The organism is Mycobacterium asiaticum, assembly GCF_001673365.1.
Lineage (GTDB): Bacteria > Actinomycetota > Actinomycetes > Mycobacteriales > Mycobacteriaceae > Mycobacterium > Mycobacterium asiaticum_A.
On sequence record NZ_LZLS01000065.1, the window covers coordinates 83,676 to 104,262 of the forward strand.

Below are 20,587 nucleotides of genomic sequence, written 5' to 3' on the forward strand. Positions count from 1 at the left end.
GGTGATGCGCACTCGCTTCATCAAAGTCGAATAGGAGGTCGCCGGTCTTGCCCTCGCGGACGCGTTCCTTCACCTGTCTGCCTGGCTCGATACGATCGGCCTATGCCCGATGAGCCCAGCGACGACTCTGGCGACCGCGCAAGCGATCCAGGAGAAGAGCGGTCCATGGGCGATGGAGCATCCGCTCTCGGCGCGCTATTCGCCGAGCAATTGCCGAACGTTCAGCGCCTGCTCGACGAACTGGCGAACGAACACCCCGATCTCGACGATCAGGCGAAGATTCGACGCGTCAAAGCACGCGCCGCGCGAAAAATCGCGAGCGCACTAAGAAACGACGACACCGAGCAGCTCCGAGAGGCTGTGGCCGAATTAGCGGTGGCAATCGCGCTCATACGCCGCTTAAAACCACGGACAGAAGCAGAGTTCGCAGAACTTGGCGCGCGGCTCATGGAGTCAGCCGAGAAGACCGCGAATCGCCATCAACGCGTCGGTGTTGCAGTGCCGCACGCTGTTTCGGGGATCGAGCGGGTGGCACGACAAATACAACCGATAGTGGCGGAGCAACTGTTCCGAGCTTTGGGCGGCGCCAAGCCGAAGCAGCCGGGTGCGGCGCGCGATGCATACAAGAGCATGCGGTCGACCGTTTGGCGTGCACGTCATAACCGGGAAGTTACGGCTGCGACTGCGACCGCTGCCGCGGCAGCGGTTTCGCGCGCTGTGGATGCTGCGGCCCCGAGGCTCATCGTGCGTATGGTCGATCGGTCCATGAAGCCCAAACGCACGCATCCCAAATAGAGCTAGCTACCTAACTCCTCTTATTGTTAGTCGCTTTCGTCCTTTTGGACTCGTCAGCACAGACACACATCTGTGGAGCGAATATGACAAGCAGACGACGTATCGGAAATTTCCGAGCAGACCGCGCAGTCCCCCGGACTGTCGAACTGCACGTCATGTTCGCTCCCACGGCATCAACGGGTTCTGACGATGACATTGAAATCGTCGAAGAAGCGGCCGACTGTACCGTCCCGTAGAGCGACGATCCTGGCTCCACCGAGCCTCCAGCGCTGCAGCCGTTGGTCGTAGTCATCCAAAATGGCGTTGGCCCGCTCAACTCCCAACACGCGCACCGCAATGTTGTATACCCAGCGCTGATGATCATGCTCCGCACGATCGAGCTCATCGATAATCTGGACGCGGGCAGTCTCGTCAGTCACGAAGTGTGCGTCGATCAGGTATTGGGTGTGGAATGCGTCCGGAAGGATTGATCCGCTTGGATCACTGCCGGACGACTCCTGATCGTCCTCGGAGCTGTAATAGAACGAGGTCGCTTCGCCTGGCGCATTCTTTGCATGGCGCTGCGGATCCTGGCCGTCGACTTCGATATCCGACCGGAATCTCACTCCGCTGTACCAAATATGGGACATATTCACACTTTCTCCCCATCGCGGCATGCGTTGCCATTCACCGATAGGTGAAGCGTGTATTTCCGATACACAAGATGAGGCTTCCGCCCTAGGGGACTAGGGCAGGGGCCTCATCTCGTATGTCTGCTGTCAATATGTCGGCAATGCCAGACACAGTACAAGTTGGAATCTGTCAGATAGACAACTCAAGATTAATTAAACATATTATGGCCAATAACGCAATGGATCATTGAAGAACAACGCCGCAACGAACCACATGCCAAAGCGGGTGAGCGTTCATCGGAGATTTGTTATCTCCCGTCGAGCGCTAATCACCGATTGCCGTCTTCCTTCGCACTGGGATCCTGCTTTGGGTCAGGGGCTGCTGAAGGGTCACTCGTTGTCGGGTGATGCGGGGTGCCGGCGTTGTCGCCCTGCAAATCGACGGTGCGTGTCTTGGCATCAGGATTCTCGTCATCTGCTGGCGGTGTAAGTAGCGCTTCAATGCCCGGTCGCTTCTCGTCGTGAACGAGCGTGATGACAACAAAATTGCCGTTTGTATCGGCGACGTCCCACAGGCGCAGCGAGTCAACGCGCTGCGTAAGCAATGCCAAGAGATGAAGTGACTCCTCGAAGGCACGCATGAACAGCTGCGTAGTACGACCTTCGTCTGAATCGAAGAACACCTCGTTGCGTCCATCGAGGAGTTTTTGGAGGTCATACGGCAGCCATTGCGGCCAGTTACTCACGTCGCTATGCAGCTCCGATTGGCACCGCTTGGCCACAAACGCATAGTCGCCATCCGTCAGCCACTGACTTGTGAAGACGAGATGCTTGAACAACTCCCACGGCAGCACGAGGCGGTCATCGGTCTTCATGTACTCACGGGCAGCCGTGTTGTATAGAGCGGAACCAACAGCGCTGATGGCCGCGAAGAACAGATGAGTCGCGTCGTTGCGTTGTTTAGCGGGAAACTCCTGAACCGCTGCCAAGAGTTCAGGAAGAGCCACCCCGACCGTCCGGCTGCTGGCAGCAGGGTCTTGGTGTAGGGCAGCAGCGATCATCAGCGCATCGAAGATGGCACTAACACGAGCTGGCTCGGGAAGTCTGGCTATGCGCGCCGCCTCCTTGGCTTCCCATTCGCCTGGCGCCCAGCAGAGCGACTTCTGAAGCGTAAGGACGTGCACGGCGAAGCTGCCAATGACAGCCTGCGCCCGCGAATAGTATTGCTTTTCACCTAATCTCGGTACATCTTCCCCCGGTTCAACCGCAGGAGCGTACAAAAGTTTTTGCCGCTCGCCGAGATTGAGCATGAACGCGCCGTCGAGATTCAGTTCATGGTTCAGGATTACCCATCGCTGATCCGCAATCCCACTGCCGGTCACCGACGACCGCCGGTAGCTGTGCACAACACACTTCAGCGCTTCAACAGTCGCCATAGCTAGATCGACGCCCTGGCTGCGCCGACGCTCGTGCTCATCCTCGCTGATGCGCAATCGCTGCAGCATGGCTCCGCCGCTACGCACCTTCGGCGCCGTGATGCCCTCACGCTTTTTGAGTTCGTGCAGCTCTCGCACTACGTCGTCGACTGTCGGGGGTCTGGTGCCTGGCGCGTCCCCAAGGGTGGTCGTCACGCGCCCATTACACCATCCAGCTTGGGCAAACCACCTCGATTGAACCCCATGTTTGCCCGCGGCGTGCGCGCCAAAAGTGACCGGTCAATCCACATATCGACCGGAAGCCGAAATGTGGCGCCATTAGAAGGCACGCAATCCGACCGAAGGGCGCATCAGATGACCTGCAACTTGGACTCGACCATCCGTGGTCTTGACGCAGCGATCACCGAGTACGGCTCCGCCACCGTCTCGGCCGCCGAGGTCGTCAGTGACCTGCTCGGTGTCAGCGCATTCGGCGGTGGGCAGCTAGCCACGACGCTCGTGGAGCTACGGCAGCAGGTGAGCGGGCACCAGTCGATGACGAATCGGCGCGCGGCGGCGCTGGTCGCTGCGCCCCGCGATCCTGCCGCGCTCTTCGACAATCCGCAGGCAGCTGCCGCACGAGTTCTTCTGCGCTCAGCACTCCGCCTCGTCCACGACGTCGGCTTCACGCTGCTCGACGAGGTCGCAGTTGGCGAGCGTGCATTCGCGGCCGTCCGGTCGTACGGCGAACTGTCCCCGTTGGCCGACCAGCTGGCACGGGCCGATCACATCACTGCCTTCGACGCGGCGCGAACGCTCGGGCGCCCGGTCGGCAATCACCGTGACTTCGTCGTGCGTTGCACCGTCATCGGCCTCGGCGAAGCGCTCAACGCAGAGGAAGAACCCGACCTTCCGTTATCGGTCTCAGTCGAAACCTGGCTGAGCCGTGCCCGCTTCCGTCAGCAGCGTCGCTGATCTCTATCGACAACACCATCCTGAAAGGAGATCAGTACTCATGCTGACCACCAATGCTCTTCATCCGACCGCGGTCTTGGCTGTCGCGACAACGCTGCTCCTGACCGCTGGCTGCGGCATTCAGCCGCCCGCAGGAAGCATTGGCCACGCCGAACAAGTGGCCACGTCGTGCCCGACTGACGGAAGCAAGATCGCTGCATTAGTCGCCAGTGACGAATCTGGCAGCCGCCGGGGTCTGACGGCCCAGCCCGCTCAGCAGCAGATCATCCGGGACGTCGCCGAGCGCACTGCGGTCTGTGGTGGCCATCTTCGGGTGGACATTTTCGCGGGCTCGACAGTCGGCGTGCCCATCTTCGACGGTGACCTGAAGCTGGATGGTGCGACCGAAAACGCCCGACTCCGCAAGGTTCCCAGCGTCGTCGACGACGTCATGAAACAGCTCAACGACGCGCTGCCGGAGGCTCAAAGTCAGCTTCCGGATGGCGCCACCGATGTGGTCGGCCAACTTCAACCAGGTGCCGAGTACCTGGCACAACTCTCCGCCGCGGGCAAGTTCCACCTTGAGGAAACGATCCTTACCGACGGCATCCAAACCGCCGGACAAGAACTTGAGGACCCGTCGCTGACCGAGCAGCAGGCCACCGACTTGGCCGGCGCCATCGCCGTACCCGACCTGTCTGAAGCCCAGGTACGGCTGATCGGCATCGGCCGGCAGGCCGACGGCTCGCTGCTACCGACACCGTATGTAAACGCACTCAAGGCGTTTCACGCCGCCGTCTGCCAGCGCACACAGGCGACGTGCACCGTCGTCACAGATGCGGCAGGAGCCTGACCATGGCCCGCATCCCCACCATCGGCCGCCAGGTCACCGACCACCAGCCGCCGCGCAGCGCACCGGGGCGGTCGGAAGGTCTCCGCTTGATCCCGGTCGAGCAGGCGTCGGCCACCGCCCGCCCGGACACCATCGCCGAAACCTACCTCGAACTCGAACACGACGCTCGCGGCCTCGAACAGCAGCACCTCTTTGCCGCCGAAGGCGAACTGCATGCACGCCACCAGGCTGCTACGGCGAAGTCGCTCGACTACGCAGTCACGCACCTGAAGTCATCGGTCGAACGGGCGAAGCGGGTCGCAGACCAGGCAGCGGCGCGTCACGCACAGATCCGCGACACTCTCAGCCCTTACGTCGGGCGCAAGGCGACCTCCTCGATCGGCTATCTCGCCCGCACCGGCGCCCTGCTGATCGGCGACATCGCCGGACTGTCCGGTGCGGCAATTGCGCTCGGCGAAATCCCCGCCTTGGCGATCACCCAGGCCATCTCCGCCGGAACCGCCACGATCACCGCCGGATTGGCCGCCACCCAACTGCGTCACCTCCAGCAAGCGGCCGAGCGCAAGCTCGACGACATACCGAAGACGCTGGAACCGTACCGGCACCTGTTTAACGGGCCGTCAGGTTCCAACCGACTGCGCGCTGCCATGCTGGTCATCGCAGCGCTCATTGCACTGTTCGTCTCCGTCGGGATATTCGCACTGCGCACCGCCATCGAAGGATCGCTGTCCGGGCTGACCTTCGGCGCACTAGCCGCAGCTATTGCCATGGCCAGCTTCATCAACAGCTGGTACCACGCCGACGCGGTTGCCGACATCGTCGAGTCCGCTCAGCACGACGCCTACGCCGCCGACCGTCGCCACCGGCGCCTCAGCACTCTGCGGCGCATCAATAAGGCGAATAAGGCCGACTTCCATGGCAATTCGGTGATCACCGAGCACACCCACCGCGGCCTGGCAGCCGCCGCCCACCTCGATGCAGAGAAGTACCGCGCCCTGCAAGCCAGTCCCGACGTTGTCGGGCACGGCCCGGCGACGGTGCAGCCGGAGTCGCCGCTGCGGCGGGCGAGGTCGGCATGACTACCGGACTGCGCGAGACGCTCACACCATTACCTGTCGCCGTCGGGCGATCCCGATTACTCGTGCCACGCGGCCTCGGAGGCGACGAAGCACACGGACCGAGGCGGACATCCGTTCGCCGTGAAGCGGCGACCCTGGCGATCACCCTGGAACAGCCAGGACCGTGCCCGCCAGGAGGCGTGACCGTCTTCATCGTCCTCGACGAATCGGCCAGCGTGGCCGCCAGTGGCGGCAACGACCCGCTGTCGCAACGGCACGCTGAGACGGCGCTGGCAATCCGCCACGTCGCCAACACCTGCCGCTGTCGAGCTGACCGCGTAGGGCTCGTCCCGTTCGATCACGCCTCACCCGGTTTCGTTGCACCGCAACCCCTCAGCACGGCAGGCGTGCGCCGCCTCACTCGCGGCCTGGAGCGCCTGTCGAATGGCTTAGGCATGTCGAGCGAGCTTGAACCGCCGCTCAGGTTTGTCGAGACAGAGGCCGGTCATCAGCGCGCCTCTGTCGCGCTGGTGGTGTTCTCCGACTTCCTGATCACTGACGCCAACCCCAGCCGCGTTATCACACGGCTGCGGACCTTCCCCGGGTACCTACACGCCGTCGTGCTGGGGGCGCTGCCGCCCAGCGTGCTGGAGGCGGATCCAAACGTCGCCGTCACCCGGCTCACTCCGTCATCACCACCGGGCGACGCAGCCCGCGCCGTCTTCGACGGACTCAACTACTACCGCCGTCATGGACACGTGGCGCCGGGCAGCGCCGCCCACCAAGGCACCAACCGCAGAAAGGAGCACTCCGTATGACCATCATCGGCGATGTCCGCCGTGAGCTTGGCGACGAAATCATCGACGCCGCAGCCATTCTCAGCGACTTTATCGAAGCCGCTGCGGCTCGGACGGCGCAGGAGGTAGGCTTCGGCTACGTTCTGCGTCCAGACGCGCCGAATACCTACCCGGCGCTCGTCGCTGCATTCAGAAACAGCCTGACAACCGGCGCTCGCCTGCCAATCTCGTCAGAGAACAGCGACGCCGTCGTTTATCAGCCGGCCAGCACCAACTTCGCGCTGCGCTTCTGGCACGACGTCAATCATGTCCGCCGGCAGCTCGACTTCGGTCTGGTCGATGAACTGGAACTGTCCTTATGGCACCTCTCCGAGCTCGAGAGGGCCGGGCACCGGCCTGGGTCGCTGGTGTGGCGACTACTGCATGCCGATCTGACTGGGCAGGCCTACGTTCAGGCCTTCGCGCAGCGGTTCCCGTTCGATCAGCGCCGCTTCGTGGCCGGTTGCGTCACAACCGGTTTCGACCATGGTCTGCTGGCCGAGCTCCGCGCCAAGGAGGGCAGGTGAGTCAGGAACCGGGCAAGTGGATGGACAAGATTATCGGCTGGTGCTTCGGCATCTTGCTCGGCGTCATTGCCCTCTACTGCGCCGTCCAGCTCATCCAATCCATCCTGCCGACGCTCATCGTCATCATCGGCGTCTTGGCGCTCGTCGCAGTCGTCATCGGCGTCTTCGTTGTAATTTCTACATGGCGAAATCGATGGTGAAATATGGCCATCTGACCTCTATTGACAGATAGTCAAACATGTTGTGCCGCAATCGAAATGTATTGACTATTGATTCAATTCAATAGATAATACGGCTCAGGCATTGACCGAATTCAATAGCCGAAATCAATTAGCAACTAATTCTTAATGGAGGACACCTATGTCTAAAACAGGAAGAACCAACCATCGCCGCGGTTCACGCGGCACTCCAAAACCCGAGCGGCACATCGTCCGTTCGCAGCATCTGCAAGGAACCAGCCGACCTTCGAAAATTGAGCCGCGCGGTCATCGCCATGGCCCTGCGTGATGCCGAAGCACAAGCCGAAGCCCTGGAGGCCTTGACAGCACACGCCACCGAGCCGGACAACCGCCCGGACCCCGAGGAGGCCGCTAATGCCTAACGCCGGTGATGCCACCGTGTCGGCGGGTTCGCTGGTCTGGCAGCAGTTGTTCTGGCCGCAGCCTCTTTCTGAGGCAACTGCGTTCGGGCTGCTGCGCTACTGGGCCGCGCAATCCCACGCACCGCAACTCATCTTGGAAGCGCGCGCCGACGTGACCGGCGTGGAATACCTGATCGGCAGTCAGCTCCGGCACCAGGCGGCCGTCCGCCGTGCCGTCGAGCAACTGGTTAACGGATCCATCGTTACCAGTACTCCGGCTGACGATCGCGAGCACGTTGATACTGCGCGCCGAATCCAGTTGAGCACCAACGCCCGCCAGCTTGAGCCTGTCGACGCGGTGGCATCACATCGATCAATCCTGCACGCCCTGACCGCAGTCGGGAAGGGCGAGCGCCTCACCATCCAGGTCGTACTCGGTCCCCGCCAGCACCCCAAAACCCCACCGCCCGAACCGAAACGCGACAACCAACTCGTCGTATCTAAGCTGCTGCACGGCATCCAGACTGACGGCCGCCCCGGCGCCCGGCAGGCCTTAGCACATAAACTCGGCCAGCACGCCTTTACCGCCGCCATCCGCCTCGGCGTGCACGCGCCAACCGCCGAACGCCGCAAGAGCCTGCTGCTCGGCCTGGCGTCGGCCATCGGCACCACCGAATCGCCGGACGTCCGGATTACCTTGCGACCCGAAAAGGCCCATCGAATCAACACCCCGCGCGCGTCGTGGTCGATGTTCACCCCAGCGCAGCGCCTGACCGTCGCCGAGATCGCCCGTCTCACGGGCTGGCCGATCGCCGATCAAGATGAGCACTATCCCGGTCAGCCGCCGCTGCATCCGCGCCCCGTCCGCCCCAGCGGCGCACTGCAATCCGGCAACCGGGTCGTGGCCGAGGCCTCTGCTCCAGGCGCGGGCGGCACCATCGGCTACAACCCAACCGACGCCATGCGCCACACCTGGGTTATCGGCCCCAACGGGGTAGGTAAGTCGACGCTGCTGCTCAACCTGATCCTGCAGGACCTCGAAGCCGATCGCCCGATCGTGGTCATCGAGCCAAAGGACCTGATCACTGATCTGCTGGCCCGTATCCCGGAGAAGCGGCGAGGCGACATTGTCGTGCTCGATCCATTTGATTCAGCACCGGTCGGCATCAATCCGCTCGACGCGGCACACCGGCATGGCCGCTCACCAGAAGTCGTCGCCGACAGCCTGTTCGGTACCTTCAAAGCGATCTGGGGTGACAGCCTCGGCCCCCGATCCGCCGACATCCTGCGCAACTGCCTGGACCTGCTTGCGCGCCGCGATGACGCCTCGCTCGTCATGCTGCCCCTGCTGTTGACCAATCCGGGCTTTCGCCGCCGCCTCACGCGTGGCGTCATGCAAGCAGACCCGTTCGCTTCCGGACCGTTCTGGCAGTGGTTCGACAGCCTGTCCCCCGAAGCCACCGCCACCACGATCGCGCCGCTCTCGAACAAGCTGCGCCCGCTGCTGAGCAAGCCGCTCAGAGACGTTCTGGCCCAGCAGAACCCGAAGTTCAATGTCCGCCAAGTGCTGCGCGAGAAGAAGGTGCTCCTGGTGCCACTGCAAAAGGGCGTCATCGGCCCGGAGAACGCACAGCTGCTCGGCGCGCTGGTGGTGGCCGAACTCTGGCAAGCGATCCGCGAACGCGCCGGAACACCCGAAAACAGCCGTGACCCAGTCATGGTCTACATCGACGAGGTCCAGGACTACCTGCGGCTGCCAACCGATCTCGGTGACGCCCTGGCGACCGCCCGCAGCCTTGGTGCTGGTTTCCACCTGGCGCACCAATACGAGAAACAACTGCCGCCCGCGATGCTCGACGCCTTTCGCAACAACGCCCGCTCGCGCGTCTGCTTCCAACTCCAAGCCGGAGACGCCAAAGAGATGACCGCCGGCCAATCAGTGCTCACGATCGAGGACTTCACGAAGCTGCCCGCCCATCACGTCTACGCCAGCCTCGTCCGCGACAACGCGGTACAGCCCTGGGCCTCCGGTGTCACCAAACCCGCACCGGCGCCGTCGAGCAGTCCCGCGGCGATCCGCAAGCTCAGCCGGGAACGTTACGGCCAACCGATCGCCGACATCGAGGCAAGCTTCGCCGCGCTCATCGAGGACGCTGGCGCAGGCGAGGACATTGGCGACATCGGCGCGCCCCGCCGCCGGAGACAGCCATGAACCATCAACGGCAACAGCTGAATCCGGCGGAGCAGGATGGTCCGATCGCTGGTCCTATCGCGTCGACCACCCCGGCCGCATCCGCACCTGTCAACGGGCAATCCCGGCCGTTACCGTCAGGGAATAGTGGTGCCCCATGTGGCACCACAGGATCCGCCAAACGCTCGGTAGGCCAACGCATCTCCGCATCTGCTATCGACGTCATTAGTAGTCGTCTGTCGGATCGTGACCGGGCCATCCTGCGCTCGGTTGACCAGCATCAATTTCTGACCGTCCATCACATCGCAGCGCTGCACTTCGACACCATCGCGCCAGCGGCCCGGAGCCGCCTTACCCGGCGAACGCTGGCGCGGCTCCGCGACCTACGAATCCTCGGCACACTCGACCGCCGCATCGGCGGCGTCCGGGCCGGCTCACACGGACTGATCTATCACGTAGACGTTGTGGGTGATCGCCTGCGTGAAAGCCGCCACCGCCAAGGCCGCCTCCGCTACGAACCGACGACCCGCTTCGTGTCACATCGTCTCGCTGTGGCCGACGCGCATGTCGCCCTCATCCGGGCCGATCGAGACGGTCAGCTGGAGCTCGTCGACAGCGCGGTCGAGCCGGCGACCTGGCGGCGCTTCACCGGCATCGGCGCGGCGAGGCGCACACTCAAGCCCGATCTCTACGCCGAAACCGCGACAACCGACGACTTGGTACGCGCCTGGTTCATTGAAATCGACCTCGGCACAGAGCACCTGCCGACGCTGCTCACCAAGTGCCGCGAGTACGAGGCCTATCGCCACACCGGCATCGAGCAAGATCGCGACGGCGCTTTTCCGCTCGTCGTCTGGTCGCTCACACACCCGGACCCCGCGACGGCCGACCGACGCCGCCAGGCACTTACCGCCGCCATTGCCGCCGACCCGCACTTGACCCCTGCGCTGTTCCGCGTGATCGCTCCTAACGAGTTGGTGTCGCTTATCCACGACGGAGGAGTGCGATGAGAGCGGCCCAAGCGATCCCGCGCAACAGGCTGCTGATCGGCGACGCACTCGATCGCCTGCGGACACTGCCGGACGCATCGGTCGACTGCGTCATCACCAGCCCGCCGTATTTCCGACTGCGCGACTACGCCGCCGAAGGCCAGCTGGGATTGGAAGCACACGTCGACGCCTGGGTCGAGCAGCTCGCGGCGATCAGCGAGCAGGTCGCCCGCGTGCTCGTGCCCACCGGCACCTACTGGCTGAACCTCGGCGACACCTACGCCACTCACCCAAACGAGGGTGCCGAACGCAAGAGTCTGCTGATGGCACCCGAACGTCTCGCGCTACGACTGCAACGTGACGGCTGGATCATCCGCAACAAGATCGTCTGGGCCAAACCCAACCCGATGCCCACCAGCATTCCCGACCGACTCAACACCACCCACGAAGTCATCTACGTCCTCGCGCGGCAACAGCAGTACTACTTCGATCTGGACGCGATCCGCGTGCCGCACGTATCGGCCCGCGCTGCCGCCGCGAAGCTCAGTCGTCAAAAAACAGTCCGCAAGGAGACCTGGCGCGGTCCCAACAGTGACACGGTGACCGGTCTGGCAGCACTCAAAGCCGTTGGACGCGTCGGGCATCCGCTCGGGAAGAACCCCGGTGACGTCTGGACGATCGCGCCGGGCGGCTACCGCTCTGGCCACCACGCCGTGTATCCGCTGGCACTGGCCGAACGCATGATCGCCGCCGGTTGCCCAGAATCGCGCTGCGTCCGTTGCCGACGGCCCTGGCGGCGCGGCGTCATCCGCTCCCTCGGCCGAACCGCCCTTCGTCCCGCACTCAAACCGCCATGCAACTGTCGAGCGAAGCGCGAGCCGGGCATCGTGTGTGATCCGTTCATGGGCAGCGGCACCACTGCCGTCGCCGCCGAGCACCTCGGCCGAGACTGGCTCGGCATCGAACTAAATCCCGGCTTCGCTGCTGCGGCAACGGACCGCATCGCCAGCGCACGAACCGCACCTTCCACACCAATCCCCGCAACGGCAGCCGCATGAGCGCGCGGCTGCCTCGTCGGTGTCATGCGGCCGTTCCCGTAAGCACAGCAAGTGTTTACCGGCCGCAGCGCACCGAGGAGGTCGCTATGTCCACACCCGATGAGTTAACCCGAGGCGTCAAAACCCTTGGTATCAAACTCAAGCCGGATGTCCACGCGCAGCTGAGCTTCATCGCCCAGCTGCGCGACGGCACCATCACCGATGAAATCCAGATCGCCGTTGCCGAGCACATCGCTCGCGCGAAAGACGATCCGGAACTCGCGAGCAAGGCAGCCGAAGCCCGCGCCGAAATCGAGCGTGAAGCTGCGGCCCGCCAGCAGGCCATCGCCACCCTGTTCGCCGACGGCGGCGAACCGACGGGAGCCCGGCCACGCCGGACCCCGAAGGGAGGTGAGAACCCATCGGCCTGAGGGACATAACGCGCCCGTGACCCTTACGGCGCAACCGGGGCCGGCGGGAAGCAGATCGAGCCATTCAGGCTCTCTGCTTCCCGACCGGCCCCACACAACCCACCAAGAACAGAAGGGAGGTGAGAATGAATGAAACCCACCACGAACCAACCGAACCCGAGCCTCAGGCAGAGGCTGAACAGCGCCATGAGATGGAGCCGAAACCATCACCGGCCATCTACGTCGCCAGCCTTGCCGACTACAACAACGGCGTCCTGCACGGCAAATGGATCGACGCCGCCCGCGAGGACTGGGAGATCCAGGCCGACATCAATGACATTCTGGACAGCTCCCGCGAACCAAACGCCGAAGAGTGGGCTATCCACGATTACGAACAATTCGGCAGCTGGCGCGTCCACGAATACGACTCGATCGAGATGGTCTCCCGCATCGCCAAAGCCGTTCGTGAGCACGGCTACGGCTTTTCGGCATGGCTCAGCATCTTCGACCGCCCACCCGACAACTTCGACAGCTTCCGCGAGGACTACCTCGGCCACTACGACTCAGTCGAGGACTACGTCGAGCAGATGGCCGACGAACTCGGCTACGAGGACGAGATCGACAAACTCCCTGCACATATCCGTGATTACGTCCGCATCGACTACGCCGCGATCGCTCGCGACCTGGAGCTATCCGGCGACATCGCCACCGTCGAGGATCCCATGGGCGGCGCGTGGGTCTTCCGCGCCAACCAATGAGTGCTGGGGCCATTTAAGGCCGCTACACAGATAATCCAAAAATGCAATCCGTCATATTGATTTAACGAAATTTTCCGTTGTGGAATTGTCCATTTTTATTGAATTCGTTCAACGCCCCATTGTACAATTATTGATACAAGGGGAGACAATTCTAATGACACCAGAACAGACAGTAGAACTAATAAATTTTCTCAAAAAGAAGCGCAATGAGCTGCATCTCAGCGTAAACGAAGTCGCGCGTCGCGCCAATGTTGACGTCGGAACAGTGTGGAGAATTGAGCAAGGCAAGATCGCTAAGCCGCATGCGGAGAGTTTGATCGCGATCGGCAATGTACTGGGCATCAACGCCATGCAGCTGTTCACCACGGTCGGTTGGTTGACCGCCGACGACCTGCCATCCTTCGGCACCTATTTGCACGCCAAGTACGCGCACCTGCCCGATGCGGTGATCCGCCATGTCGAGCACCATTTCACCGAGATCATGCACGCGTATAGCCACAGCACAGGTGATCGTCACAGCGCAGCCGAGCCCGAGCACTGCCCCTGGTGCGCGAATCATTATGGACACGTAGCCAATTCGACAATGGAGAGCCCGCATGAGCCCTGAGACAGCGACACCGGCCCGAGCGGATTCTGCTTTCGCTGCGACACAGAAGGTTGCCGTCTCTTACGCCCGCGTCTCGACGAAGGAACAGGCACAACGTGACGGCGACCCTGAGGGCTACTCACTGCCCGCACAGCTTGAAGCAAACCGTCGCAAGGCAGAATCCCTGGATTCCTTGGTCGCCGAGGAATTCGTTGAACGGGGCGAGTCGGCAAAGTCAGCCGACACCAGGCCTGAGCTACAACGAATGCTTGCGTACATCAAAAACCACCCTGTCGACTACGTGATCGTTCACAAGGTCGACCGCCTGGCCCGTAATCGCCTTGATGATGCACAAATTCACGTGCTGATCCAGAACGCCGGAGCGAAGCTTGTGTCGGCCACCGAGAGCATTGACGAGACGCCATCGGGGATGTTGCTCCACGGCATCATGAGCTCAATTGCCGAGTTCTACAGTCGCAACCTCGCCAACGAAGTCGTCAAGGGCATGGAGCAGAAGGCCAAGACTGGCGGCACACCGGGCAAGGTGCCGCTCGGCTATCGGAATGTCCGCATAGTGAATGAAGAGGGCAGAGAGGTCCGGACCGTCGATGTCGACCCTGAACGCGCGGAACTAATCACCTGGGCCTTCACGGCGTATGCGACGGGCGACTGGACGCTGAAACAAATGACCGCCGAACTCGAGCGCCGCGGACTGAGAACCCGCGCGACACCACGGTCGCCAGCTCGGCCTATCAGGTGGAACTCTCTCCACAAAATACTGACCACCCCGTACTACAAAGGTGAAGTCACGTACCGTGGCGTTCGCTATCCCGGTCGCCACCGCCCCCTCATCGATGAAGTCACCTGGGAGCGTGTCCAAGACGTCCTCACATCGCACGCGACCGGCGAGAAACAACGTGAACACCCGCACTACCTCAAATCCAGTATTTTTTGCGGGAAGTGCGGTAGTCGGCTGACCATCACCAATCCTAAGAACCGGCACGGTGCGGTGTATCCGTACTTCATTTGCATTGGGCGCCACCAGAAGCGAACTGACTGCACCCAGCGAGCCATGCTGATCTCGATCGTTGAAGAGCGGATCGAGGAGCACTACCGCGGACACCAGCTTGATCCAAAGCTCCGTGACGAGATCGAAGCCACACTGCTAGACGAGTTTTCGTCGCTACGCCAACAGCTGCAGAGGGAAAGCCATCATCTGACAACGCAGAAAGAGCGATTGACCAACGAACGGGCCCGACTCTTGCAAGCGCACTACGCCAGTGCCGTGCCGCTCGATCTTCTCAAGGCTGAGCAAGACCGGATCGCGCGCCAGTTAGCAGACATCGATGGCCGCCTTGGTGCGACCGATATTGAGTTCGACAAGCTCGAAACGTGTCTTCGAAAGGCCCTCGATTACGCAACCCATTCCTATGAGGCCTATATGCAGGCGGCTCCACAGGAGCGCCGGCTGCTCAATCAGGCGTTATTTTCGCGTATAGAGGTGTCCGAGGAAGACATCACCTTCAACCTCGCTGAGCCGTTCAAGACCCTGTTCAGCCATGAAATGGCTGCCGCTGCCCAGCAGCACGGCGCCGCACGATGCGCAACTGCCCACAAGCAGCAGAGCAGTCAACCAAACCTGACCAGCAGTATTCTTACGCAGGAGAACACAAAGCCCGCGCACTCGGGCGCGGGCCTAGCGAGTACAACGTCGACTGATTCTTCTATTTCTCTGGTCAAGGGTTTGAAAGAACCCGTTTTGGTGGAGCTAAGGGGACTCGAACCCCTGACCCCCACACTGCCAGTGTGGTGCGCTACCAGCTGCGCCATAGCCCCGAGAAGTCGTGCTCATCGAAGCTACACCAACGGCAACACGCGTTCAAAGCCACTGGTCAGAGCAGTGCTCCACCCGCAATATCGCGTTCAAGCCACGAGTGGCACCTGCTGCGGTGAAAACCCAAAGCCACCTACCCGATGACGGAGTTGACCACCTCACGTGCCGTCTCCTGCACTTGCGCCAAGTGCGACGCCCCCAAAAACGACTCGGCGTAGATCTTGTAGACGTCCTCGGTGCCCGACGGCCGCGCCGCGAACCAGGCGTTCTCCGTGACAACCTTCAGACCGCCCAACGAAGCGCCATTGCCCGGCGCCTCGGTCAGCTTTGCCACGATCGGCTCCCCTGCCAGCTCGGTGGCAGAAACTTCCGACGCCGACAGCCGCGACAATCGTGCCTTCTGTTCCCGGTCAGCTGGCGCGTCCACCCGTGCGTAGACCGGCGCACCGTATTCGGCGGTCAACTCCGAGTACCGCTGCGACGGCGTCCGCCCGGTCACAGCCAGGATTTCCGAGGCCAGTAACGCCAGGATGATCCCGTCCTTGTCGGTGGTCCACACCGAGCCGTCCCGGCGCAGGAATGACGCCCCCGCCGACTCCTCCCCGCCGAACCCGATGGTGCCGCCGATCAGCCCGTCGACAAACCATTTGAACCCGACCGGCACCTCCAGCAGCTCCCGGCCAATGCCTGCCACCACCCGATCGATGATCGAGGAGCTCACGGCCGTCTTGCCTACGGCGATGCCCTCCGGCCATGACCCCCGGTGTGTGTAGAGATAGTCGATGGCCACGGCCAGGTAATGATTCGGGTTCAGCAGCCCGTCATCGGGTGTGACGATGCCGTGCCGGTCGGAGTCTGCGTCATTGCCGGTGGAGATCTGATAGCGATCCCGATGCGAGATCAGCGACGCCATCGCATCCGGGGAACTGCAGTCCATTCGGATCTTGCCGTCGTGGTCCAACGTCATGAACCGCCACGTCGCGTCGACGAGCGGATTGACCACAGTGAGGTCCAGACGGTGCCGCTCGGCAATCGCCGCCCAGTAGTCCACGCTTGCGCCCCCGAGCGGGTCGGCACCGATGCGGATCCCGGTCGTGCGGATGGCATCGATGTCAACGACATTCGGTAGATCGTCGACATAGGCGCCCAGATAGTCATGTCGCCGCACCGAGTCCAGCGCACGCGCCAACGGCACCCGCTTCACAGATCGAATGTCACGCAGGATTTCGTTGGCGCGCTTGGCAATTGCGCCGGTTGCGTCGCTGTCTGCCGGACCCCCGTGCGGCGGGTTGTACTTGAAACCCCCGTCCATGGGTGGGTTGTGCGACGGTGTCACCACGATCCCGTCGGCCAGCCCCTCGGCGCGTCCGCGGTTGTAGGTCAAGATGGCGTGGCTAACAGCGGGTGTCGGCGTGTAGCGGTCGCGGGAGTCAACGGCCACCGAAACATCGTGGGCAGCAAGTACTTCCAGCGCCGACACCCAGGCCGGCTCCGAAAGTCCGTGCGTGTCACGGCCAATGAACAGCGGCCCGGTGATTCCCTGCGCGGCGCGGTACTCGACGATCGCCTGCGTCGTCGCCAGAATGTGCGCCTCATTGAAGGCGCCGTTCAACGACGAGCCACGATGACCCGACGTGCCGAACACCACCTGCTGGGCGACATCGTCGGGATCGGGTTGAATCGAGTAGTACGCCGTCACCAGGTGGGGCAGGTCGACAAGGTCTTCGGGCTGCGCCGGCTGACCGGCTCGCGAGTTGGCCATGGTCACCAATTCTGCCCGTACGTCCCGGTGCGGCCCTAGGCTGCGTAGGCGCACAGTTGAAGCACCGGAGGGAAACAGCCAGTGGCACGCCCTGACTATCGGGAGTTGGCAGCGATTTTCGCCGGCGGCGCGCTGGGTTCGCTGGCCCGGGCAGCATTGGCCACCCTGGCGGTGCCGGATCCGGCGCGCTGGCCGTGGCCCACGTTCGTGGTCAACATCGCGGGCGCATTCCTGGTGGGCTATTTCACCACCCGACTGCTGGAACGCTTGCCGTTGTCGAGCTACCGACGCCCCCTGCTCGGCACCGGATTATGCGGCGGATTAACCACTTTCTCGACGATGCAAGTCGAGACGGTCAGGATGATCGAGCACGGCCACTGGGCACTGGCGGGGACCTACACCGTCGTCAGCATCGCGCTCGGACTAGTTGCGGTGTACCTTGCCACCGCCCTGGTACGCCGGGTGCGCATTCGATGACGACGGTTCTGGTCTGGCTGGGTGTGATGGTCATCGGCGGCATCGGATCGGTCTCGCGGTTCCTGGTGGACCGCACGGTGGCGCGGCGACTCGCGCGGCCGTTCCCCTATGGCACCTTGACGGTCAACGTCACCGGCGCGGCACTGCTTGGGTTCCTGGCAAGTCTGGCGTTGCCCAAGGATGCTGCGCTGTTGGCCGGCACCGCGTTCGTCGGCGCCTACACGACCTTCTCCACCTGGATGCTGGAAACCCAACGGCTCAGCGAGGAGCGCCAACTGGTGGCGGCTTTCGCCAATCTCGCCGTCAGCGTGGTCCTCGGGTTGGCCGCGGTAGTACTCGGCCAGAAGATCGCGGGGCTGCTATGAGCGAGCAGAGCCTGAAGCTGACCGCCTATTTCGGTGAGCGGCAACGTGCCGTAGGTGCGCCGCGACGATTCCTGGCCGACTCGATGCTGGATCTGTTCGGTGCCCGCGGCGTGGCAAGCAGTGTGATGATGCGCGGCGTCGCCAGCTTCGGACCCAAGGGCGACTTGCGCAGCGACCGATCACTGAGCCTGTCCGAGGACCCGCCGGTGGCAATCGTGGCCGTGGACGTCGAATCCAAGATCCGCCCCGTAATAGACGAAGTCACCGCGATGACCGGCCGCGGGCTGGTGACATTGGAACGTGCCCGACTGATCACCCGCGACAGCGGCACCGACTCGCTCAGCGACATCGACAGCCGCACCGGCGACGCCGCCAAGCTCACGATATATGTCGGGCGCCAGGTACAGATGACCGGAAAGCCTGCCCACTACGCCGTCTGCGAACTGCTGCACCGGCACGGATTTGCCGGTGCCACAGTGCTTCTCGGCGTCGACGGCACGGCCTACGGTCAGCGCCAACGGGCCAAGTTCTTCGGACGCAACGTCAATGTGCCGCAGATGATCATCGCCGTCGGTTTGCCGCTGCAGGTATCGGCCGCGGCGGCCGAGCTGGCCACGCTGTTGCCCAACCCGCTGCTGACGATCGAACGGGTGCGGCTGTGCAAACGCGACGGCGAGCTGTTCGCCCGTCCCCAGGAGCTACCGCCGGCCGACAGCCAGGGACGCAACCTGTGGCAGAAAATCATGGTGCACACCGCCGAGACCGGGCGTGCGGAGACACAGCCCATCCACCGCGCGATCGTGCAGCGACTGATGCAGTCCGAGACGGCTCGCGGCGCGACCGTGCTACGCGGCATCTGGGGCTTCCACGGCGACCATAAACCGCACGGCGACAAGCTTTTCCAACTCGCCCGCCGTGTCCCGCTGACCACGATCGTGGTGGACACCCCCGAAGCCGTCGCGCGCAGTTTCAACATCATCGACGAGCTGACCGTCCGTCACGGGCTGGTCACCAGCGAGATGGTGCCGGCGGCCATCTCGCTCAGCGAGTCCCATCGCAGCACCGAAACACCGCTCGCCGAATACGACTACTGAACAGCGAACACGACGGAAGGACTCGCGGTGACCTTGTCGGTACCCAAGACCTGGGATGACATCACGCCGGAGTGGATGACGGCGGTGCTGGCTGTGCGGCATCCCGGCTGCACGGTCGCGGCGGTCAAGGTGACAACGCGCGACGACGGGACCAACCGCCGCGCCCGCCTGCAGATGACTTATAGCGCCGGCAACGGACCGGCGACGGTCTTCGCAAAGGCCGCCGACCCTGCCCACAAAGAGATGATCCGCATGACCAGCGGCATGTTTCACGAGCCGCGACTGTTCACCAGCGACGTCGAGCTACCGCTCGAGCACCCCCTCGTCTACACCGCACTGATCGACGAGGACGACTACGACTTCGTGATGATCATGGAAGACCTCACCGCGCGCGGGGCCGACCCGCGCGATGCCACCAGGCCGATGACAGTCGAGCAGGTCGCCACCGGGGTTCGGGGTCTGGCCCGAATGCATGGCAAGTACTGGGGTGAGCGGGCGCTGCGTGAGCCGGGACTGCATTGGCTGGAACCGTTCCTGCCCTGGGACGGCATGCAATACGCACCGCTGCACCAAGCCCAGCAAAACCTGGGAGACGACGCACCGCCACAAGTGTTGGCGTTGACGATCGACCAGCTCATCGGATCGATTTGGAAGCCCTACATCGAGACGCTGACCAACTCGCCCCAGACGTTGCTGCATGGCGACCCGCATATCGGCAACACCTATGTCCTCCCCAGCGGGGAGGTCGGCTTCTTGGATTGGCAGGTTGCACGGCGCGGCAACTGGTCGCTGGACTTGGGTTACTTCCTGCAAGGCGCCCTGACGACCGAGGATCGTCGCAGCAGCGAACGCGGCCTGCTTGAGGAATACCGCGCCGCGCTCGGGTTGCCATCGGCCGAGTTGCCCAGCCTGCAGGAGATCTGGCTGCGCTACCGGGCTTCGGTGGCGCACGGGCTGGCGATCTGGCTGTGCACCGCGAGTGCCGGTGAGCTCTGGCAGCGTCCGGACATCGCTATCGCACTGGCACAACGGTATTCGGCGGCATACGCCGACCTGGACACATCGGCCGCGCTGGACGAGAGCGAGCCGTACGACTTGGGCATACACCCAGCCATCGCCGACCCCGAAATCGTGCACGACGGAATCGCACAGTTCTTGTTGCCACACGTGGTGGCCAGCGTGCTCAACGCCGAGACACAATGTCGCCGAATCATTTTCGACCCGGACCGCCGCAACAAGCCGGCGCGGCTGTTCTGTGAGAGTGGCGGTTGCGTGTTTCTGGGCGAGCACGATGTGAAGGATCGTCGCTTGGCGCTTTACGTGTTGCCCCGCACCCTCGACGACGTACCTCGGCTGCGCGACGTTTGATCAGCCGGTGATCTCGTCCAGCGCGGCCGATGTGTCCAGGTCGGCGTATGCCGCCGAATACCGTTGTGCCAGTGCGATAGCGAGGGC

General features: G+C 63.0%; 21 protein-coding genes, 1 tRNA gene and 1 pseudogene. 19 read left to right on the plus strand and 4 right to left on the minus strand.

The window, feature by feature from the left end; all coding sequences use genetic code 11:
• Nucleotides 1–102: 102 nt before the first annotated feature.
• Nucleotides 103–795, plus strand: a complete 693-nt coding sequence (locus A5634_RS07315) for a hypothetical protein (RefSeq protein ID WP_065143386.1) — start codon at nucleotides 103–105, stop codon at nucleotides 793–795.
• Between the two features lie 173 nt (nucleotides 796–968).
• On the opposite strand, the gene A5634_RS07320 is transcribed toward A5634_RS07315, so the two are convergent.
• Nucleotides 969–1,424 carry a hypothetical protein gene (locus A5634_RS07320; protein WP_155769402.1) on the minus strand — a complete coding sequence of 152 codons (456 nt, stop codon included), beginning with the start codon at nucleotides 1,422–1,424 and terminating at the stop codon, nucleotides 969–971.
• Nucleotides 1,425–1,735: 311 nt separating this feature from the next.
• Nucleotides 1,736–3,037, minus strand: coding sequence for a hypothetical protein (locus A5634_RS07325; RefSeq protein ID WP_065143388.1), 1,302 nt, complete (start codon nucleotides 3,035–3,037; stop codon nucleotides 1,736–1,738).
• Nucleotides 3,038–3,196: 159 nt separating this feature from the next.
• Between A5634_RS07325 and A5634_RS07330 the strand changes: the two genes are divergently transcribed.
• The 14 genes and pseudogenes from A5634_RS07330 to A5634_RS30100 form a co-directional block, all read left to right on the plus strand.
• The gene (locus tag A5634_RS07330; protein WP_065143389.1) at nucleotides 3,197–3,796 is read left to right on the plus strand and encodes a hypothetical protein; all 600 of its coding nucleotides are present in this window, start codon (nucleotides 3,197–3,199) and stop codon (nucleotides 3,794–3,796) included.
• Nucleotides 3,797–3,836: 40 nt separating this feature from the next.
• On the plus strand, nucleotides 3,837–4,628 hold the full coding sequence (locus A5634_RS07335) for a hypothetical protein (RefSeq protein WP_065143390.1): 792 nt from the start codon (nucleotides 3,837–3,839) through the stop codon (nucleotides 4,626–4,628).
• 2 nt (nucleotides 4,629–4,630) lie between these two features.
• On the plus strand, nucleotides 4,631–5,707 hold the full coding sequence (locus A5634_RS07340) for a hypothetical protein (protein WP_065143391.1): 1,077 nt from the start codon (nucleotides 4,631–4,633) through the stop codon (nucleotides 5,705–5,707).
• 179 nt (nucleotides 5,708–5,886) lie between these two features.
• The gene (locus A5634_RS07345; protein WP_065143392.1) at nucleotides 5,887–6,504 is read left to right on the plus strand and encodes a VWA domain-containing protein; all 618 of its coding nucleotides are present in this window, start codon (nucleotides 5,887–5,889) and stop codon (nucleotides 6,502–6,504) included.
• Nucleotides 6,501–7,049 (plus strand): hypothetical protein, encoded by a 549-nt coding sequence (locus tag A5634_RS07350; RefSeq protein ID WP_065143393.1) that lies wholly within the window; start codon nucleotides 6,501–6,503, stop codon nucleotides 7,047–7,049. Before A5634_RS07345 ends, A5634_RS07350 begins: the two co-directional genes overlap by 4 nt.
• Nucleotides 7,046–7,249, plus strand: coding sequence for a hypothetical protein (locus A5634_RS07355; protein ID WP_081290256.1), 204 nt, complete (start codon nucleotides 7,046–7,048; stop codon nucleotides 7,247–7,249). The genes A5634_RS07350 and A5634_RS07355 overlap by 4 nt, the downstream gene beginning before the upstream one ends.
• 272 nt (nucleotides 7,250–7,521) lie before the next feature.
• On the plus strand, nucleotides 7,522–7,650 hold the full coding sequence (locus A5634_RS29855; protein ID WP_301337100.1) for a hypothetical protein: 129 nt from the start codon (nucleotides 7,522–7,524) through the stop codon (nucleotides 7,648–7,650).
• The gene (locus tag A5634_RS07360) at nucleotides 7,643–9,841 is read left to right on the plus strand and encodes a type IV secretory system conjugative DNA transfer family protein (RefSeq protein ID WP_065143394.1); all 2,199 of its coding nucleotides are present in this window, start codon (nucleotides 7,643–7,645) and stop codon (nucleotides 9,839–9,841) included. The genes A5634_RS29855 and A5634_RS07360 overlap by 8 nt, the downstream gene beginning before the upstream one ends.
• Nucleotides 9,838–10,830: a replication-relaxation family protein gene (locus A5634_RS07365; RefSeq protein ID WP_065143395.1), complete on the plus strand. Its 993-nt coding sequence runs from the start codon at nucleotides 9,838–9,840 to the stop codon at nucleotides 10,828–10,830. The genes A5634_RS07360 and A5634_RS07365 overlap by 4 nt, the downstream gene beginning before the upstream one ends.
• Nucleotides 10,827–11,867, plus strand: coding sequence for a DNA-methyltransferase (locus A5634_RS07370; RefSeq protein WP_065143396.1), 1,041 nt, complete (start codon nucleotides 10,827–10,829; stop codon nucleotides 11,865–11,867). Before A5634_RS07365 ends, A5634_RS07370 begins: the two co-directional genes overlap by 4 nt.
• 86 nt (nucleotides 11,868–11,953) lie before the next feature.
• Nucleotides 11,954–12,277 (plus strand): hypothetical protein, encoded by a 324-nt coding sequence (locus A5634_RS07375; RefSeq protein ID WP_065143397.1) that lies wholly within the window; start codon nucleotides 11,954–11,956, stop codon nucleotides 12,275–12,277.
• A 125-nt stretch (nucleotides 12,278–12,402) separates the two neighbouring features.
• Nucleotides 12,403–13,014 (plus strand): antirestriction protein ArdA, encoded by a 612-nt coding sequence (locus A5634_RS07380; RefSeq protein WP_081290257.1) that lies wholly within the window; start codon nucleotides 12,403–12,405, stop codon nucleotides 13,012–13,014.
• Nucleotides 13,015–13,168: 154 nt separating this feature from the next.
• Entirely contained in the window at nucleotides 13,169–13,621 is a 453-nt protein-coding gene (locus tag A5634_RS07385; protein ID WP_065143398.1) for a helix-turn-helix domain-containing protein, read from the plus strand.
• A pseudogene (locus A5634_RS30100) lies at nucleotides 13,611–14,705 on the plus strand (recombinase family protein); the annotation flags it as partial. The gene A5634_RS07385 and the pseudogene A5634_RS30100, both read left to right, overlap by 11 nt.
• Nucleotides 14,706–15,360: 655 nt before the next feature.
• On the opposite strand, the gene A5634_RS07390 reads toward A5634_RS30100, so the two are convergent.
• Nucleotides 15,361–15,436, minus strand: a tRNA-Ala gene (locus A5634_RS07390).
• Between the two features lie 131 nt (nucleotides 15,437–15,567).
• Nucleotides 15,568–17,196 (minus strand): phosphoglucomutase (alpha-D-glucose-1,6-bisphosphate-dependent), encoded by a 1,629-nt coding sequence (pgm, locus tag A5634_RS07395; RefSeq protein WP_065143399.1) that lies wholly within the window; start codon nucleotides 17,194–17,196, stop codon nucleotides 15,568–15,570.
• Between the two features lie 81 nt (nucleotides 17,197–17,277).
• Between pgm and crcB (A5634_RS07400) the strand changes: the two genes are divergently transcribed.
• The 4 genes from crcB (A5634_RS07400) to A5634_RS07415 all read left to right on the plus strand — a co-directional run bounded on the left by crcB (A5634_RS07400) (nucleotide 17,278) and on the right by A5634_RS07415 (nucleotide 20,500).
• Nucleotides 17,278–17,673: a fluoride efflux transporter CrcB gene (gene crcB / locus A5634_RS07400; protein ID WP_065143400.1), complete on the plus strand. Its 396-nt coding sequence runs from the start codon at nucleotides 17,278–17,280 to the stop codon at nucleotides 17,671–17,673.
• Nucleotides 17,670–18,038 (plus strand): fluoride efflux transporter CrcB, encoded by a 369-nt coding sequence (gene crcB / locus A5634_RS07405; RefSeq protein WP_065143401.1) that lies wholly within the window; start codon nucleotides 17,670–17,672, stop codon nucleotides 18,036–18,038. The genes crcB (A5634_RS07400) and crcB (A5634_RS07405) overlap by 4 nt, the downstream gene beginning before the upstream one ends.
• Nucleotides 18,035–19,132: a DUF190 domain-containing protein gene (locus tag A5634_RS07410; RefSeq protein WP_065143402.1), complete on the plus strand. Its 1,098-nt coding sequence runs from the start codon at nucleotides 18,035–18,037 to the stop codon at nucleotides 19,130–19,132. Before crcB (A5634_RS07405) ends, A5634_RS07410 begins: the two co-directional genes overlap by 4 nt.
• Nucleotides 19,133–19,207: 75 nt before the next feature.
• Nucleotides 19,208–20,500 carry a GNAT family N-acetyltransferase gene (locus tag A5634_RS07415; protein ID WP_081290259.1) on the plus strand — a complete coding sequence of 431 codons (1,293 nt, stop codon included), beginning with the start codon at nucleotides 19,208–19,210 and terminating at the stop codon, nucleotides 20,498–20,500.
• Nucleotides 20,501–20,587: the final 87 nt, after the last annotated feature.

What these genes read in the sequence shown, in the direction of transcription:
- A5634_RS07315 (WP_065143386.1), top strand. Translation starts at nt 103, where the DNA reads ATGCCCGATGAGCCCAGCGACGACTCTGGCGACCGCGCAAGCGATCCA.
- A5634_RS07320 (WP_155769402.1), bottom strand. Translation starts at nt 1,424, where the DNA reads ATGTCCCATATTTGGTACAGCGGAGTGAGATTCCGGTCGGATATCGAA.
- A5634_RS07330 (WP_065143389.1), top strand. Translation starts at nt 3,197, where the DNA reads ATGACCTGCAACTTGGACTCGACCATCCGTGGTCTTGACGCAGCGATC.
- A5634_RS07335 (WP_065143390.1), top strand. Translation starts at nt 3,837, where the DNA reads ATGCTGACCACCAATGCTCTTCATCCGACCGCGGTCTTGGCTGTCGCG.
- A5634_RS07340 (WP_065143391.1), top strand. Translation starts at nt 4,631, where the DNA reads ATGGCCCGCATCCCCACCATCGGCCGCCAGGTCACCGACCACCAGCCG.
- A5634_RS07350 (WP_065143393.1), top strand. Translation starts at nt 6,501, where the DNA reads ATGACCATCATCGGCGATGTCCGCCGTGAGCTTGGCGACGAAATCATC.
- A5634_RS07360 (WP_065143394.1), top strand. Translation starts at nt 7,643, where the DNA reads ATGCCTAACGCCGGTGATGCCACCGTGTCGGCGGGTTCGCTGGTCTGG.
- A5634_RS07365 (WP_065143395.1), top strand. Translation starts at nt 9,838, where the DNA reads ATGAACCATCAACGGCAACAGCTGAATCCGGCGGAGCAGGATGGTCCG.
- A5634_RS07370 (WP_065143396.1), top strand. Translation starts at nt 10,827, where the DNA reads ATGAGAGCGGCCCAAGCGATCCCGCGCAACAGGCTGCTGATCGGCGAC.
- A5634_RS07375 (WP_065143397.1), top strand. Translation starts at nt 11,954, where the DNA reads ATGTCCACACCCGATGAGTTAACCCGAGGCGTCAAAACCCTTGGTATC.
- A5634_RS07380 (WP_081290257.1), top strand. Translation starts at nt 12,403, where the DNA reads ATGAATGAAACCCACCACGAACCAACCGAACCCGAGCCTCAGGCAGAG.
- A5634_RS07385 (WP_065143398.1), top strand. Translation starts at nt 13,169, where the DNA reads ATGACACCAGAACAGACAGTAGAACTAATAAATTTTCTCAAAAAGAAG.
- pgm (WP_065143399.1), bottom strand. Translation starts at nt 17,196, where the DNA reads ATGGCCAACTCGCGAGCCGGTCAGCCGGCGCAGCCCGAAGACCTTGTC.
- crcB (WP_065143401.1), top strand. Translation starts at nt 17,670, where the DNA reads ATGACGACGGTTCTGGTCTGGCTGGGTGTGATGGTCATCGGCGGCATC.
- A5634_RS07410 (WP_065143402.1), top strand. Translation starts at nt 18,035, where the DNA reads ATGAGCGAGCAGAGCCTGAAGCTGACCGCCTATTTCGGTGAGCGGCAA.
- A5634_RS07415 (WP_081290259.1), top strand. Translation starts at nt 19,208, where the DNA reads ATGACGGCGGTGCTGGCTGTGCGGCATCCCGGCTGCACGGTCGCGGCG.